10 protein-coding genes and 2 tRNA genes are annotated in these 16,172 nt (G+C 47.5%); 5 read left to right on the plus strand and 7 right to left on the minus strand.

The window, feature by feature from the left end:
• The 4 genes from J4G07_21320 to J4G07_21335 form a co-directional block, all read right to left on the minus strand.
• Nucleotides 1-412, minus strand: a 412-nt coding sequence (locus J4G07_21320) for an efflux RND transporter permease subunit (GenBank protein ID MCE2416527.1), incomplete at its 3' end; no start/stop codon positions are given.
• A gap of 658 nt (nucleotides 413-1,070) precedes the next feature.
• Nucleotides 1,071-4,298: an efflux RND transporter permease subunit gene (locus tag J4G07_21325; protein MCE2416528.1), complete on the minus strand. Its 3,228-nt coding sequence runs from the start codon at nucleotides 4,296-4,298 to the stop codon at nucleotides 1,071-1,073.
• Nucleotides 4,299-4,634: 336 nt separating this feature from the next.
• Entirely contained in the window at nucleotides 4,635-5,375 is a 741-nt protein-coding gene (locus tag J4G07_21330; GenBank protein ID MCE2416529.1) for a hypothetical protein, read from the minus strand.
• Between the two features lie 290 nt (nucleotides 5,376-5,665).
• Nucleotides 5,666-6,727: a transposase gene (locus tag J4G07_21335; protein ID MCE2416530.1), complete on the minus strand. Its 1,062-nt coding sequence runs from the start codon at nucleotides 6,725-6,727 to the stop codon at nucleotides 5,666-5,668.
• 436 nt (nucleotides 6,728-7,163) lie between these two features.
• On the opposite strand from J4G07_21335, the gene J4G07_21340 reads away from it, so the two are divergent.
• From J4G07_21340 to J4G07_21360, 5 genes are all read left to right on the plus strand, one after another.
• On the plus strand, nucleotides 7,164-8,597 hold the full coding sequence (locus J4G07_21340; protein ID MCE2416531.1) for an FAD-binding protein: 1,434 nt from the start codon (nucleotides 7,164-7,166) through the stop codon (nucleotides 8,595-8,597).
• A gap of 357 nt (nucleotides 8,598-8,954) precedes the next feature.
• A complete protein-coding gene (locus J4G07_21345) occupies nucleotides 8,955-10,277 on the plus strand; it encodes an FAD-binding oxidoreductase (GenBank protein ID MCE2416532.1) in 1,323 nt (440 codons plus the stop codon).
• A 108-nt stretch (nucleotides 10,278-10,385) separates the two neighbouring features.
• A complete protein-coding gene (locus J4G07_21350; protein MCE2416533.1) occupies nucleotides 10,386-12,041 on the plus strand; it encodes a PglZ domain-containing protein in 1,656 nt (551 codons plus the stop codon).
• 62 nt (nucleotides 12,042-12,103) lie between these two features.
• Complete coding sequence (locus tag J4G07_21355) at nucleotides 12,104-13,930, plus strand: sulfite exporter TauE/SafE family protein (GenBank protein ID MCE2416534.1); 1,827 nt, start codon at nucleotides 12,104-12,106, stop codon at nucleotides 13,928-13,930.
• A 183-nt stretch (nucleotides 13,931-14,113) separates the two neighbouring features.
• On the plus strand, nucleotides 14,114-15,085 hold the full coding sequence (locus J4G07_21360) for a tetratricopeptide repeat protein (GenBank protein ID MCE2416535.1): 972 nt from the start codon (nucleotides 14,114-14,116) through the stop codon (nucleotides 15,083-15,085).
• Here the strand turns inward: J4G07_21360 and J4G07_21365 are convergent.
• From J4G07_21365 to dnaN, 3 genes are all read right to left on the minus strand, one after another.
• Nucleotides 15,077-15,148: transfer RNA gene (locus tag J4G07_21365), tRNA-Thr, on the minus strand. The genes J4G07_21360 and J4G07_21365 overlap by 9 nt on opposite strands.
• 29 nt (nucleotides 15,149-15,177) lie before the next feature.
• Nucleotides 15,178-15,250, minus strand: a tRNA-Phe gene (locus tag J4G07_21370).
• Nucleotides 15,251-15,413: 163 nt separating this feature from the next.
• Nucleotides 15,414-16,172 (minus strand): DNA polymerase III subunit beta (dnaN, locus tag J4G07_21375; GenBank protein ID MCE2416536.1); only part of this gene is annotated, 759 nt, incomplete at its 5' end.

Raw genomic sequence — 16,172 nt, forward strand, 5'->3', positions numbered from 1 at the left:
GCGTTTCCGCAATATTTCCACCTACAACAATCGTCAAAATAGGAAAACCAAATGAGATATCAAATTCTTCGACCCTCGGATCATCTAAAATCTCCTCTGGCAACTCATTTACCTGCTCAACAGCGGTGCGTAGGTTTTCAAGTTCCTTGTCAAAATCCCGGTCGTTTATCTCCTCAAAATCGACAAAGATAACAGAACGCCCCTCTGAAGAGGTAGAAAACAATAGGTCCACTTTGTTGACGTTCTCCTCAACAGCATCTTCAATAGGAGCAGTGACAAGCTTTTCAACTTCTTCTGGAGATGCTCCTGGATATAGTGTTGTCACAACTGCGCTCTGGACTGAGACTTCTGGGGTGAGTTCCCGTGGTAGGTTTATCCATGCGTACAACCCAAAAACGATGATTATAATCATCAGGAGATTCGCTAAAACAGGGTTGTTTACGGATATCTTGGGGATGGACATGGGGATCCGATTTTACGGGCATTCGGGCGTAAAGCCCAATCCTTTAGGTTTGGGATATAGGTTTCCCGCAAACGACTTAACTGTTTCAAAAAAGATTTGACATTCACCTAAAATTTAGTATAATTATACTAACACTCTGGACACCGCTTTGACCCCCAACACTCGTTGGGGAGGTGTCCGCTTCGGTCAAAGGAAGTCAAAAAGTGTTGAGTGTGATACCACTCTAAAAACATATACTGGGTAGTTCACGCGTAATTGAGCGAAAGCTTGAATCGGAGCAGAGGTGAAAGTCTGCACGTTGTATTGCTACCCCCTTTCTAACGTTTCTCTCCATTTGAAGAGAGGTAGGCGGGGATAGCCATGAAAGTTTTCGCATGATGTGCCTAAAGGGATTTTTCACCCTTTGGGTAATCGCCTACGGGTGGAGCGAAAATAAGACGGTCGACTCTATGAGAAAACCGCAGTCGCTATGAAATCGAAGCCCATGCCTTTAGGCGTTGGGTGCTATCACTATGCGGGATTTGGGGCTTAGTGTTGACATGCAGATGTTTCGTCTACAAGGCAAAAAGTGTATAAGGCGAGGTTAGAAACCTCGCCTTATCATTTTCTAATCGTCAGCCGGGACCGCAGCACCGAATAGGTCTTCGTCTGAAACGGTTCGGAAGCGTTCTTCCGGATTTCTCAGGACGAGTCCACGCAGATCTGTTGTGATCGCATAAAGCGCAGGCATCACAAAGAGCGTCATCGTCGTTGCAAGTGAGAGTCCGAAGATGATGGTATATGCCATCGGCATCCAGATCGGTGATTTGCCGCCGAGACCGACTGCCATCGGAATGAGTCCGATAACTGTCGTCAGCGAGGTGAGAATAATCGGACGTAATCGGACATACCCACCTTTCAGGATCGCATACCACTTGTTGTGACCCCGTTCTCGGTATGAATTGATGAAGTCGATGAGCACAATAGAATCGTTCACCACAATTCCAGAGAGCGCGACGATCCCAAACATCGCGACCATACTAAGCGTCGCATTGGCAAGCAGGAGCCCAACCATCGCACCTATCATCCCGAACGGGACAGCGAACATAATGATAATCGGTTGTATAAACGATTTGAATTGCGCGCCTAACACAACATAGATTAACAACAGCCCAACAATGAACAATTTCCACAACTCGGAAAAGGACTCTATAATCTCATCGAAAAGCCCTCGAAAATCGAGTTGATATCCCGGATATAGAGATTCGACATTAGCGAATGTACCGATTAATGCCTGATTTACCGTAAACGGTGTGGTTTTTGCCCTATCTACGGAGGCATAAACTGTAATCGCCCGTTCACCGTCAAATCGGCGGATATCAGAATAGCCTTTCTCCTCTGTGATATCCGCGACATCCTTGAGTGGAACAATCGCACCGGTAGGGGTTGCGATTAACAGATTGTTAAGTTCTGCAAAATTAGTGAGGGTATCTTCTTCATATTTGACGATGACATCAATCGCCTCGTCTGCTTCGCGATAAGTTGTCGCTTTGGCTCCCTCAATAGCAGTGCGCACTGTTTGGGCAATCTGGAATGTGGTTAACCCGTACTGATGTGCCTTTTCCGGTTTCAGGTAGATACGCAGTTCGGATTTACCCGTACGAAAGTCATCTCGAATGTCGTAGACACCGTCCATTTGCGAGAGGGATGCTTTAAGGGTATCACTGAGTGCAATAAGCTGTTCAAATCTCGGTCCCTTTACTTTCACTTCAACGTCTTGTCCTTGTGGAGGACCGCCTTCCTGTGTGATGAAATTTAGTTCTTCAATTCCACTAACAGTTGTAGTTTTCGTCCTCAGTTCTGCGATGATGTCATCTACACCGCGAGTGCGTTCCTGTTTTGGTGTGAGCTCAACAATAACCTCCCCGAAATTTGACCCATAGGTAACGCCTTCCATCATACCCGAGGTCGGTGTATGTAAACCGATGTTGCTGACGATTGCAGCGACTTCACTTGACGGAAGTGTTTTGGCGGCTTCTTCAAGTTGCGCAACGACGGCTGTTGTCTCCTGCATGCCATAAGAAGGTGGCATTTCGGCTTTGACGTAGAATTGTGGGAAATCTTCACCGGGGAACAATTCCTTGTCAAGAACTACAAACGCGCCAAAGCAGGCGATTAAGCCGATAAAGAGGACGCTCCCTACAAAGGCATACCGGTGACGAATCGTTACTTTCAAGATTCTCACATACCGGTTCCGAATAAGGTCAAAAACCGTGCCGAACCACGCAAAAAATCCGATGATATAGGCACTGAGGGCAAAGGTATTCGGTGATCGAGTGCGGATATTTTCAAATCTGCTCCGTCCTGTCCGGGTTTTCGTTTTACCCCACTCGGCAACGTGCGCAGGTAAAATCACAAACACTTCAAAAAGTGAAGCCAATAGAACGAGAATCGCCATGATTGGCACAACCCGCATGAACTGACCCGCAGTGCCAGACATGAACATCAAGGGACCAAACGCGCAGATTGTCGTCAAACTGGCGGCTAAGACCGGCCATCCAACCTCTTCCGCACCGCGAATAGCCGCGACTTTCGGGGATTCACCTCTCTCGATATGTCGATAAATGTTCTCTATCACGACGATAGCATCGTCCACAACAATCCCTACAACTAAAATAAGTCCAAACAGGGAGACACCGCTGAGGGAGTAGCCACCCACAGACATAAACCAGAAGGTTGCCATGAACGCTACCGGTATCCCAAGCGCAGCGAATACGGCGTTCCGCCATCCGATAAAGAGAAGGAGCATTAACACAACGAGCATCAAACCGAAAAACGCATTTGTTTCAAGAATCCCCAGTCGCTCTTTAAGAATAACCGAATAGTCGTTGACCGCTGTCAATTCGGCACCTTCAGGGAGATCGCTTCTTCGTTTTTCAACGAGTTCCCGAAGTTCGGCAACCAATGCAATGGTATTTCCCTCGGTCTTTTTTTGGACACTCAAACTAATGGACGGGGCTCCATAAATACGGGATAAGGTTCTCGCTTCTGCGTAGGTGTCCGAGACGGTTGCGACATCCTTCAAGCGCAACGGTGTACCCGTCGGTTGAACGGCGATGATAGTCTCACCGATTGTGTCGGGGTTCGCGAATTCACCCATTGTCCGCACCATGAACTCCGTGCTACCAAGCTCCATCGTGCCAGCAGGGAGATTCAAATTACTGGCACCAAGTGCCGTGATGATAGAGGCAATGGGAATATGATACGCCTTCAACCGATCGGGATTCACCTCAATCCATATTTCCCGCTCACGGAGACCTGCGATTCGGACGGAGGCAATGTTTTTGATGTCTAAGATGTCGTCCTTAAGGTTTTCAGCAACATCCCGCATCTGCGTTTCCGAAATGGTGCCGCCCACAACAATCGTCAACATCGGAAAACCAGAGGAGACATCCAATTCTTCAACTTTCGGATCGTCCAAAATCTCTGCTGGTAGTTCGTTCACCTGCTCTACAGCAGTGCGTAGGTTCTCAAGTTCTTTGTCGAAATCTCGGTCACTCATCTCTTCAAAATCGACGGAGATCACAGATCTACCTTCCGAAGAGTTAGAGAACAGCAGATTGATTTTGCTGACATTTTCCTCAATAGCGTCTTCAATAGGGGCGGTGACGAGTTTTTCAACTTCTTCCGGGGATGCTCCCGGATACAGCGTCGTTACATTCGCGCTCTGCAATGCGATTTCTGGGGTGAGTTCTCGGGGTAGGTTTATCCATGCATACACCCCGAAAGCGATGATGATAATCATTAACATATTCGCTAAAACAGGATTGTTCACGGACATTTTGGGGATGGACATGACGGTAGAATTTCTCCTTATCCTTCGGCTTTATACTCCGTAAGCACATTTAAGCGTTGTCTTTTGAAACGATTCGGTTTTGATTAAGAACTGCTTTCGGGGCAGTGCTTTCGCCACCCCATTTTATATAGGACTTACGCAGGTTCCCGCTCTTTTGTAGCATGATGCACGTCGCATCTGGGCGAGTACGCCGCAAAACTTTTAGTTTGGGTTTCCAAGGATATTGACTGATAAAGTCAAAATTGCGTAAGTCCTGTTATAGTAAAAATACGGTTACTTAGACATTGCGGATAGGCGAAGATACAATCCTCGCCAGCCGCTGTCCGTGTGTTTTTGTTATTGACTCGCTTTGAGAGCACCCCATGCCGTCGTTAACTTGCTATCTGCGTCGACTGACATGGGTTCAATCCCTTCGCCTTCAATGGAGAGTGTGTCAACAAGAAATGTAACTGTTTGACCACCCCAACTGTTCATGAAGCCGATACCGACGCGCTCCACATCAAATTTGTGATTCCACGTCTTGTCTCCAGAGAGGGTCCACTCATCTTTTTCACTTTCGCGATAGTAACCAGAGAACAGATCGTCCTCTTTGACAATCTTGAGATGAAGCGGGACATCAAAACCTGTCTGGAAGTGTCCTTTGTCTTGCCAACCTCCTTGGACCATGCTACCAATGAGAGTTTTTTGTGGCTGATTGGCTTCGCCACCAAACAGCAGACACGCATAGTTCAAGTCGTCGTCGCTATAAAGGAAAATACCGATCCATGAGTCTGCAGGGGTATCCGGTTCCGTGGAAAAAATGCCGCTCACTATTATGTCTTTCGCCGCGCTTTTCGGAATTTCCCGCTCGAGCATCGGTTTGTCAGGGGTCGTGTGTCCCCATCCGCCCTTCGGATTGGTCATCTGTAGGAAGCCATCTTTGACTTCTAAGGTTGTAACCTCGTCGCGATAATCGCGGAATTCCCACTCTTCAACGAGTTCGTTACCGTCAAACGGATCCGTCCATACATCAGCGGAGACTGCTCCGATGGTGCTGCACAACAAAATTCCGCATACGAGAATCATAGACAATTTCATAGCCAAGTCCTCCTTTAAATCTTCATTATAGCATGCTGTAAGACAGTATCGCAAGGAAGATTTCAGCAGGAACTGAATCTGTAATCTGCGCTTCACTTCCAAGCATCTTGAATTAATAGGACAGACATCTTTTATATCCGTTCGGCTTTAACCCGAATTACCGATTCGCTTTAATCGCACCCCATAAGCAATATTCGGTAAATTGCCTTCAGTCTCATAAATTATAACACGCGCCACACCGCTATAACAAGTGATAGACCCCCGAATGAATTCGGGGGCTTCCGCAAAAGTTAAGCAGAAGCATTTGTGGATTTGAGAAGCGGACTGGACGCTTCAACGGAGATGCCGACAATCCTGTTGAACAGGACAATCGGTCTGACGACTCCTAAGCCAAAGGAAGCTATCCCTTCCTTGAGAATGTTCATCGCAGCGTTCTGGTCGCGGTCAAGGTGTGTATGACACTCTGGACACGTCCAGTTCCTATCTGCGAGCGTGAGGTTATCATTTTTATGTTGACACACAGAACAGCACTTACTTGTCGGAGACCAGCGGTCAATCTTCAACACGGAGCGAATCCGTTTTTTGGATTGGTGTTTGAGTTTCTGCATGAACTCACCGAAGGCAAGGTCAGAGACTTGTTTTCCCCAAAGGGCTTTCATACCCCGAAGGTTCAGGTCTTCAAAGAACAGAATATCAAACTTTTTGCACAGCTCTATCGCAAGTTTCCAATGGTGGTCTGTTCTCTGATTGGCAGTTTTCTTATGGATACGGGCAACGTTCTTGCGTTCCCGTTCTCTGTTGTTACACCCTTTGACTTTCCGAGAATGTGACTTTTGTGCTTTCGCCAACTTATCCGCGTTGTGTGTGTAGAACATCGGAGAACCGTAGCGTTCACCGTCACTGCCAGTCAGGAAGTCTTTGATTCCAAAGTCGAACCCTTCAGCTTTACCTGTCTTGGGTTCATATTTGACTTCGCTATAGTCTTCTGTGAGGGTGATATACACGTCTCCGAGGGCATCCCTTGTAACCTGAACACGTTTGATGTCGCCTTGTATCGGACGGTGTAAGGCGAACCGATACCAACGTCCGTTTAATCGGATTTGATACGTCGGGTGATTTCTTTGGTTTTTCTGCTTCGGTAGCAAATACGCAATCTTGACCTGTTCACCGCTAAAGGTCATCCCTTTGTGTTTTTTACATGATTTGAACTGCGGGTGACCTCTACCGAGTGTTTTCATTTCACGAAAACTTTGTGCTAATCGTTTCAAAACATTTTGCAAAGCCCACGAGTACGGGATATTCCACTGTTGATACTTCTCAAGTTTCTTGAGTTTCGTCAAATGGGAAGACATTTTGCCATACGAAAGCCCTTTACCATAGCGTCGGTAATATCGCATACACAACGCAAGGAAGTGGTTACGCACAACGCCACAGATATTGAGTTCGTCATGCAGATATTTTAGCAACCTGTCTTTGAAAAGTTTATGTTTTGTGTTTCGCATGGACTGTCAGGTATCAGGTGTTTATCCCCTATCAAGTGGGAGGCAGACAACCTGACCCTTTAATTATACCACAATTTTGGACCAAACGTCAAGGGGAAAATGAACGTTTTGGTCCTTTTCAAGAGGGCGGTGTCTACATCCCCCGAATGAATTGCGGGGGTTTTGACACCGAAATACGATAAAAAAATACTGGAAACACTCGCTAAATTTCTAATTGGACATTCAACCACAATTGTGATACACTAAGTACATGTAATCAGAAATTGCCATGCAGAGGGAATAGACTATGGACCAAAAAGAACAACTCATTGCTGACCTCTCTACAAGCCTTGGATCTAAAAATGTGCTGACGGATGCGACTGCCTTGTCGGTATATGAATGCGATGCCGCTCCTTCTTTTAAGGCGATGCCGGATGTCGTGGTCTTCGCCGATACGGCGCAGCAGGTATCGGATATCGTAAAATTGGCGAATAAATACGACACGCCGTTTATCGCCCGTGGCGGCGGCACCGGCTTGAGTGGCGGTATGCTCTCCGTCCAAGGCGGAATTATCATTGCCCTCAATCGGATGGATCGTATCTTGGAAGTAGATCTTGAAAACGAACGCGCAGTTATTGAACCCGGTGTAGTTAACCTCCTGTTGACAGAGGCGGTGCAGAACAAAGGCTATCACTACGCGCCAGATCCATCAAGCCAGAAGGCATGCACGATAGGTGGGAATATCGCCGAAAATTCCGGTGGACCCCATACCCTGAAATACGGTGTTACATCCGACCATGTACTCGGGTTAGAAGTCGTTTTGCCGGATGGTGAAATTGTGGAATTGGGCGGTGCTGTTGAAGAAACACTCGGCTATGATCTGCGCGGTGTGATGATCGGCTCCGAAGGCACATTTGGAATCGTAACGAAAGCCATCGTCCGACTGACCCGGAACCCGCAGGCCTACCAAACCGCACTCGCTGTCTTTGAGACAATGGACGATGCTTCTAACGCTGTCTCAACGATTATCGGTGAAGGTATTATTCCGGCTGCCCTTGAAATGATGGACACGCTCGTCATTCGTGCGTTGGAAGAAGCCTTCCAGTTCGGGTTCCCGCTCGATGCCGAAGCGATTCTGATTGTGGAGCTTGATGGGATTGAGGCAGGTATGCAGAACCAGACCGATCAGATTCTGGAGATATTCACACAGCACAACGCGCGGAAGGTGGATTACGCCAAAGATGAGGCGGAGCGACAGCAACTCTGGAAGGCGCGAAAAAGCGCGTTTGGTTCATTCGGAAGACTCGCGCCAAATTATATCACTCAAGATGGCGTCGTGCCACGAACGACACTTCCCAAGGTGCTACGGCGGATCTCAGAGATCTCTGAGAAGTATCAGATCCCCATCGCGAATGTGTTCCACGCAGGGGACGGCAACATTCATCCTATCGTTCTCTTTAACGAGCGAGACGCTGACCAGTGTGAACGTGTAGAGCATGTCAACAAAGAAATCCTGACGGTATGTGCCGAAGTCGGTGGCACAATCACGGGTGAACACGGTATCGGCGTCGAAAAAATGGATTATATGCCGCTCATTTTCAGTTCTGCTGATATGCAAGTAATGGCAACTGTCAAAAAAGTCTTTAATCCTACGGGTCTTTGCAATCCCGGAAAGATTTTCCCCACAGCCGAATCTTATGAGAAGTTGGGTTTGCCATATGACGCAGCCGGGAGTTTTTAAATCAAAACCTATTCCAAAGCTGATGTTATCAGCACTGTCCGAGAATTTGGTAAAGTGAGCGCGCAGCTATCTTTGCTTGAACGGAGCGTGAAACGTTTGAAAGATTTTTCCATTTACCAAACACCCGTTAAAACAGATCAAACAGAAAAAATAGAAGGATTTGAGATAAGAATCCTCACGAAGAATCCTGATGCGTAAGCCTTTGAGACAAATCTAACGGCGGGTAATGCTACTTATTCATAACCCAAGTTGCTACGCACAAATTTTGGGGTTTTTGCTTGGGTAGTCTTCAGATTTAAGGAATGTACTTGATACTTCAGGCGTACATTAGTTTAACCACAAGGAAAAATTAGAAAATTGTACGATAAACTTAAAGATATTGTCGGCGAATCCAGCATCCTTTCAGAGGAGCAGGTCACAGCCTACACTTTTGATGGATATGTGCCGAAAGCAGTCGTTTTACCGACATCTGTCCAAGAGATCCAAGATGTCCTTCGATTCGCTGCAAAGCAGGACTTGTCCGTTATGCCGGCGGGAGCAGGCACGAAACTTGGCATCGGAAATTTGCCTCAGAAGGTGGATGTCGTCCTGGCAACAACACGCCTGAATAGTGTGGTGGAATATGAACCGGCGGATTTAACGGTGACTGTGGAAGCCGGTATCCGTTTGAAGGACCTTCAGACCGAGTTGGCGAAACATCGGCAGTATCTGGTGTTGAATCCACCGTCCGCAGACCGATGCACCATCGGTGGAATAGTCGCGACAAACGCGAGTGGCTCTTTCCGTTTGCGATATGGGACCGCCCGAAATCAGGTTTTGGGGTTGCGAGTTGTCCGCGCAGACGGCACCGTTGTCAAAAGTGGTGGCAAAGTGGTGAAAAACGTCGCTGGCTACGATCTCAATAAACTTTATATTGGGGCGTTTGGGACACTCGGTATCATTACCGAAGTAACCCTCAAGTTGTCTCCCATACCCGTTCGGCAAGCGATACTGACTGCGGATTTTCAGAACGTTCAGGATGCGGCTGATACCGGTTTAAGCATTGTTGGTTCACAAACACTGCCGATGTTTGTAAATCTGTTTGTCAATTCAGATCCAACGCGCGAGACAACTATGGAACCCACAAATGAAAATAAACCGAGGCTGGTGACAGGATTCGGTGGCGATCCCGAGACTGTAACGTGGCAATTGGCGCAGTGCCAAGGAATTATGGAACAAAACGGTGCGATAGGTGTGACAATTGTAGAAGACGAATCGTTACAGCACCTTCAGGAGACTGTTCAGGAATTCTCAGCAGATAACAAAAATACCGAAGTCGTGGTTGCCAAATTGAACTTGAAGCGCACCGATCTCGCAGAATTTGCTGCACAAATTATGGAGGCGGATTGGATGTCTGATGTTCAGATGATGGCATTGCTCGGGAGTGGTGTGTTGTCCGTCAATATTCCTGTCGCATCCGACACGGATTACCAATCGCTTGCGGATGCCCTGTCGCAACTCCGTCAAACCGCAATGTCGAAGCAGGGAAATCTCATCATAGAAGTTGCACCGCCTGAACTCAAACGGCACATTGACGTTTGGGGTTCCGTTGAAGGAACGCTCAATTTAATGAAACAGCTTAAAGCGAAATTCGATCCGACGGGTTTATTGAATCCAGGACGGTTTATTTCGAGTATTTAGTTTTTTCGCTTCAGTAGAATAGCACCCCTGCTTTTTACTGACCGCCGACAGCCATTCCTCTGACTGCTGAAAACTGACTGCTGACCGCCAATAAAAAGGGGGCATAATATGCAGGAAAAAAGATGGAGGCTTCTGTGGATTGATAACCAGATCTCTGATGTAGAGCAATCTGACCCGCAACTTAAGAGTCAACGTCCTCAAGAGCAGACCAATATAACAACCAACCCCTACATCCGCTTTCTGGAATATCGAGGATACGACCTTTCTATAACAAATACTATTACTGAAGGCATTACGTTACTCCAGAATGAAGACTATCACGCTGTCCTGTTGAATTATGATGGAGCGATGCGAGAGGAGAATCCGCTCGCGCATATTCGGAGTGTAAATGCACATGTTCCTATTGTTCTCTTAACTCGAGAAATGGAACAGGAAGTCTTACAGCAAGCAAGCCTTTACGATGTTGACAGTATCTTCATAACGGCAGCAAACGATCCGGACGAAACCTCGTCTCAACAGTTAGAAACATCGCTTGCTTTTGTACTTGAAAAACAGACAGGACGGGAAGCATATACCCCACAGGCTTATGTTCAACACTTTAACAGGGCACAGATATCCGGTGGGGCTACGCGAGGGCGCGATGCCACCGACGATTGGCAGACCTGGATCGATACCTATGTTCGCCTCGTTGAATGGGATTTGAGACTTGACACGCTTCAGAACGTCGATGAAATTAAATCCATCCATGAGATAGAGAAACGAGAGGCAAATGCTGCGTTCGCTGACTATATTCAAGCCAACTATCACCAGTGGCTCGCGGGTGAAGCATCACCTACTTTATCTGTGGATGTCGTTTATCGATATGTTATTCCTGAAGTTCAGGCGGGGAAGCAGGTCCTATTTGTTGTTATGGATTGTATGCGGTTGGACCACTGGCTGAAAATCGAGCCTTTGCTGTATCCGTTGTTTCATATAACCACAGATTACTATTATTCCATTCTTCCAACTGCGACCCGTTATGCACGGAACGCTATTTTTAGCGGGTTGTTTCCGCTTGAATTTGCTGAAAGGCACCCCGATCTATATGCAGAACCCGATACGGCGCACACGAGTATCAACCGTTATGAGAAAGATCTGATGCGCTTGCAACTTGAACGGCACGGCATACTTCTCAAACCCCCTCTCCATTACTTCAAAATTTTTGATACACGCGGCGAGATTCAATATCTGCACTGGCTAAACGTTACGGACAGGATAAGTTTGACAGCTCTTGTTGTTGATTTCCTTGATATGATGACACATACACGGCATGAGATAGATTTACTACAGCAGCTGGTGCCAGATGAAGCAGCGTTTCGGACGCTCGCACAAACATGGTTTCAGCATTCACATCTTTATAGAATGTTCAGGATTGCGGCTGAACGCGGTATGACCGTCGTCTTAACGTCTGACCACGGTTCGGTCCTCTGTCGAAATGCCGCGAAGGTGTCAAGTCAAGCTGAACTCACGACGGGGCTTCGGTTTAAAGAAGGTAAAAACATCTCGTGTTCGCCGGAAGCCGGATGGGTCATAAAGGAACCGGGCGCGTATCGCTTACCCGGTGAAGAAGCACGAAAAAGTTATGTTCTCGCAAAAGAGGACTACTACTTCGTTTATGAAAGACAATTCGATGTCTATAAAGAAATATTTCAAGGCAGCTTCCAACACGGCGGTGTTTCACTTGAAGAGATGATTCTGCCTTGCGTTGTGCTCGAACCGAGGTAATTTCGGAAGGCACGCGATCTCGATCATCGGGATGGCGTGCTTCCGCTCAGGAGAATTAACCGATGTTGGAAACCATCAGATTTCATCAATATTTATCCTGTGGGTTGTTAGTGCTTTTCATAATGGTAGCCCCTACGCCTATACAGGCACAGTTCGGGGATTTCGGATTTGGTGAAAAACCAGTTGTTGAAAAACTCTCAGCAAAGGGGTACCTCTCACTTGACAAGGTGCAACCGGGTAGCCAATTCCAAATTGCTGTCGTCGTTGAGATTACCAAAGGGTGGCATGTCAATGCCAATCCTGCCGGTGAAGGGTTGATCGCCACCGAGGTCATTTTTCCCGATATGCCGTATCTTACTATCGGTGAAGTCGTATATCCCAAGGGTGAGGTCTTGGCACTCGGTTCAATAGGAGAAGCCCCAGTCTATCACGATACCATTACTATCGGTATCCATGCCGATTTAAGCCAAACTGCTCCACTCAACCCTATGATGTTGGATGTGGAACTCAGATATCAGGCATGTAACGATGAACAGTGTCTATTACCCGAAGTGCTCACTTTCACGCTCCCTATTGAAATTGTTGGCATTCAAGACCCAATTCAGCGGATTAATGAAGCGGTTTTCGCCAGTATCGAATTCGGTACACCGCCCGGTGATGGAGCGGACAAAGGGAGCCTCGCACGCGCACTCTCTGGTGGACGCGTCTGGCTCGCATTTCTACTCGTGTTTGCAGGCGGAATTTTGACCAGTTTGACCCCTTGTGTTTACCCACTCATACCGATCACCGTTTCTGTTTTCGGTGCCAACGAGTCTGCTGGTTTATTCAAATCGTTTTTGCTCTCTGTTGTGTATGTGCTCGGGATCGTTGTAACCTATGCGATTTTAGGCGTGGCGGTTGCGTCGACAGGCGCAGTTTTCGGGCAGATAATGGCAAATCCGTGGGTCGTCGGTTTCATCAGCCTCATTCTTGTGACCTTGGGGTTGTCTATGTTCGGTGTTTTTGAGATTCGGTTGCCGTATACGGTGCAGAACCGTCTGAACACCGTTGGAGGTGCCGGATTCGCAGGCGCGTTCGCTATGGGGACAGTCGCAGGGGTGATCGCCGCACCTTGCACGGGACCAGCGTTGGCAGTCGTGCTAACTTATATCGCGACGACGGGAAGTCTCTTTCTCGGATTCTGGCTCATGTTCACTTACGCCTTCGGCATGGGACTCCTCTTTATCGGTATTGGTACATTCTCTGGATTGCTTTCCGCACTACCACGTTCAGGTGGATGGATGTATGTTTTGGAGAACGTCTTCGGCATTGCCATTATTACGATGGCACTCTACTTTCTTAAAGATGTATTTCCACCGCTGCTGGATTTCCTACAGAACTCGTTACCATTTTTCGCGATTGCCGGTGGTTTCGTACTCGTTGGTGTGTGGCTCGGCAAGTTAACGCAACGTTTCAGGGGTATCTCTCGACGGATGCAATTCCGAAAGGCGTGTGGTCTTTTGCTGGCTGTATTGGGGGCTTATATGTTTGTTGGAGGTATCCAACAACCCGCTGGACCCCACTTGGATTGGGTTTACGACGAAGCCGAAGGATTTGAAATCGCCAAGCGCGAGGATAAACTCGTAATGCTTGACTTTTATGCCTCTTGGTGCGCTGCGTGTAAAGAACTTGATCATAAGACGTATGCCAATCCTGCAGTCGCTGCGAAACTCGATGATTATGTGAGCTCCGAAACGACGCAAGCACTAACTGAAAAATATCAGATTCCCGGATTGCCTGTGGTGATTTTCATGGATGCGAATGGGACGGTTCTCAAGCGATTCACCGGGTTCGTTGGTCCGCAGGAGATGATTGGTATTCTTGAAGATATTGAAAAACGTCCACAGTAGCGTGTTGTTTTGAGTGTCCGCCAAAGCAACCGTTCTATTCCCTTATGCTCTCTAATGGCACAAAGGAGTGAATATGCCCTTTAATCCAAAATCCTTAGTCTCCTTACGGAGTTGGCTTTTTTATGCAGAAGTGTTGCGTTTTTCTATATTCGACGGGGTACTGCTGAATCCGAAGCACCCCCGTTGTCACAGGTAGGAGCTTTCATCCAGCAGGCAGATACCCTCTATAAGAAACAGGATCTTGCCGATGCTGCCCTCTACTATTGGCAGGCATTACAAGCACTGGGGACGGAAGATGAAATCCGAGAGATCCCTATAAATGGTGTCTCACAGACGAGCGCAGAAGTTCGTTTGCACGCCAATCTCCGTATTGCGGAAATCTATTCACAGAGTAATTGGTTGAAAGATGCGAAGGCACGTTTGGAATATGCATCGCGCATTCAGCTTGACGATGCCGGAGTCCGTCTCTTACGCGGCAAGCTATTTCGTGATGAAGGGATGCTTGCAGAAGCCACCGAAGAATTCCTCGCTGTACTCAAGAATACGCCAAACAGTGCAGAAGCACACTATCTCCTCGGTGTTCTCTATCAGGGGAGTAAGCAGTTTGAACAAGCCGCTGAGCATTATGCGAAAGCAATTGAAAACGATCCCGAGCTTTTAAACATCGCTTCTGAAAAAGCACCTATCGGTATCCTTGCTCGCCTCCAGTTGTCGAGAACCTATGCCAGAATGCTACAGACTTATCAGTTCCTTGATAGGGAATTCACCGAAGAGGATTTGGCTGAGGTTACGCGACTCGAATCGGAGGCGATTACCCTCTTAGAGCAGGCACATGAAAAGATGCCTGAGATGAACGAGGTCGTTGACGATCTCGTCCGACTGCTCTTTTCACGCGCATCTGCGCTTGAGCGAGAGGATATCGAAACGCGTCAGTATGTCGATGCGCTACAAGTTTATGAACAGATTGTGGAGCTTGATCCGGAGGAAGTTCGTGCGTGGGAACGGATGGGTGAAATTTATGCGAGTTTCCTTGGAGATAAAGCGGCTGCCTTGGAAGTGTACCGAACAGTGTATAAAATCGAGCCACACCCGACTGTCTTAGCAAATATCAAATCGCTTGAGGAAGATGTCGCTGCCGAAACCAAAAGCCGATGAGAGGATTTGAACCTCCGACCTACTGATTACGAATCAGTTGCTCTTCCACTGAGCTACACCGGCTTAGAAAATTGTTGTGATTAGAAAGGGAGTGCCGAGAGGCAGAATCGAACTGCCGACACAAGGATTTTCAGTCCTCTGCTCTACCGACTGAGCTATCTCGGCATCAGGTATATAATAATACCATAAAACGGAAGGGATGTCAAGTTTTTTTGGAAAAAAGATCGTTCTTTCGGGAGGTCTGCGCGTGAAAGCAAAGGCGCGCAAAAACCTCTACCCCTATCTTGTAGGGTGATGTCTACGGACCTCGTAACTCCTAAATTCGTCTCTACGATTCCAAACGCATCGGCATTACAAGACAGATGTGATTTTCCTCACCGATCGGTTTAAAGACGATAGGTTCCACTTCACTTTTAAATTCTATTGCGAGTGATTCCGCCTCAACGTGTCCCAAAGTCCCTATCAGCAAACGGGCATCGATGCCAATCCGTATGCGTCCAGTACCAGACGCTACAGGAATCGGCTCGTATGCCTCCCCTAATTCCGGAGTCTTTGCCGAAATCTGGACCTGCTCCGTATCGATATCTAAAGCGATCGCATAGTTCTTCGGATTCGATAGCAACGCAACGCGCCGTGCTGCATGCAGCATCTGTTCTTTGGAGACTACGGCTCTACCTTCCGCCGATTCAGGGATAATCTTCTGGTACGGCGGATAATCTCCCTCTACAAGCCGCGTGGTTAAGGTCGCATTCTCATCAGCAAAGAGAATCTGATTTTCAAAAATTGAGATCTGCACTCCCGCAGATTCAGCGAAAGTCCGAGCGATCTCTTTAACGGCTTTGAGTGGGATGATGAACCCTTTTACGTTCTCCGACGTCGTGAGGGGTTCACAACGTGCGAGCGCAAGCCATCTCATATCGGTTGCGACGACTTCCGTTTTATCTGGAAAAAAATTAAAATAGAGTCCATTTAGGAAGTAGCGAACATCTTCCGTCGCCGCGGCAAATTCGGTTTTGTGGAGTAGATCCCGCAGAATATCTCCATCAATAGTTAATGAATCTCCGTCAACAGAAGGCAATTGTGGGAA

Source organism: Candidatus Poribacteria bacterium, assembly GCA_021295715.1.
GTDB lineage: Bacteria > Poribacteria > WGA-4E > WGA-4E > WGA-3G > WGA-3G.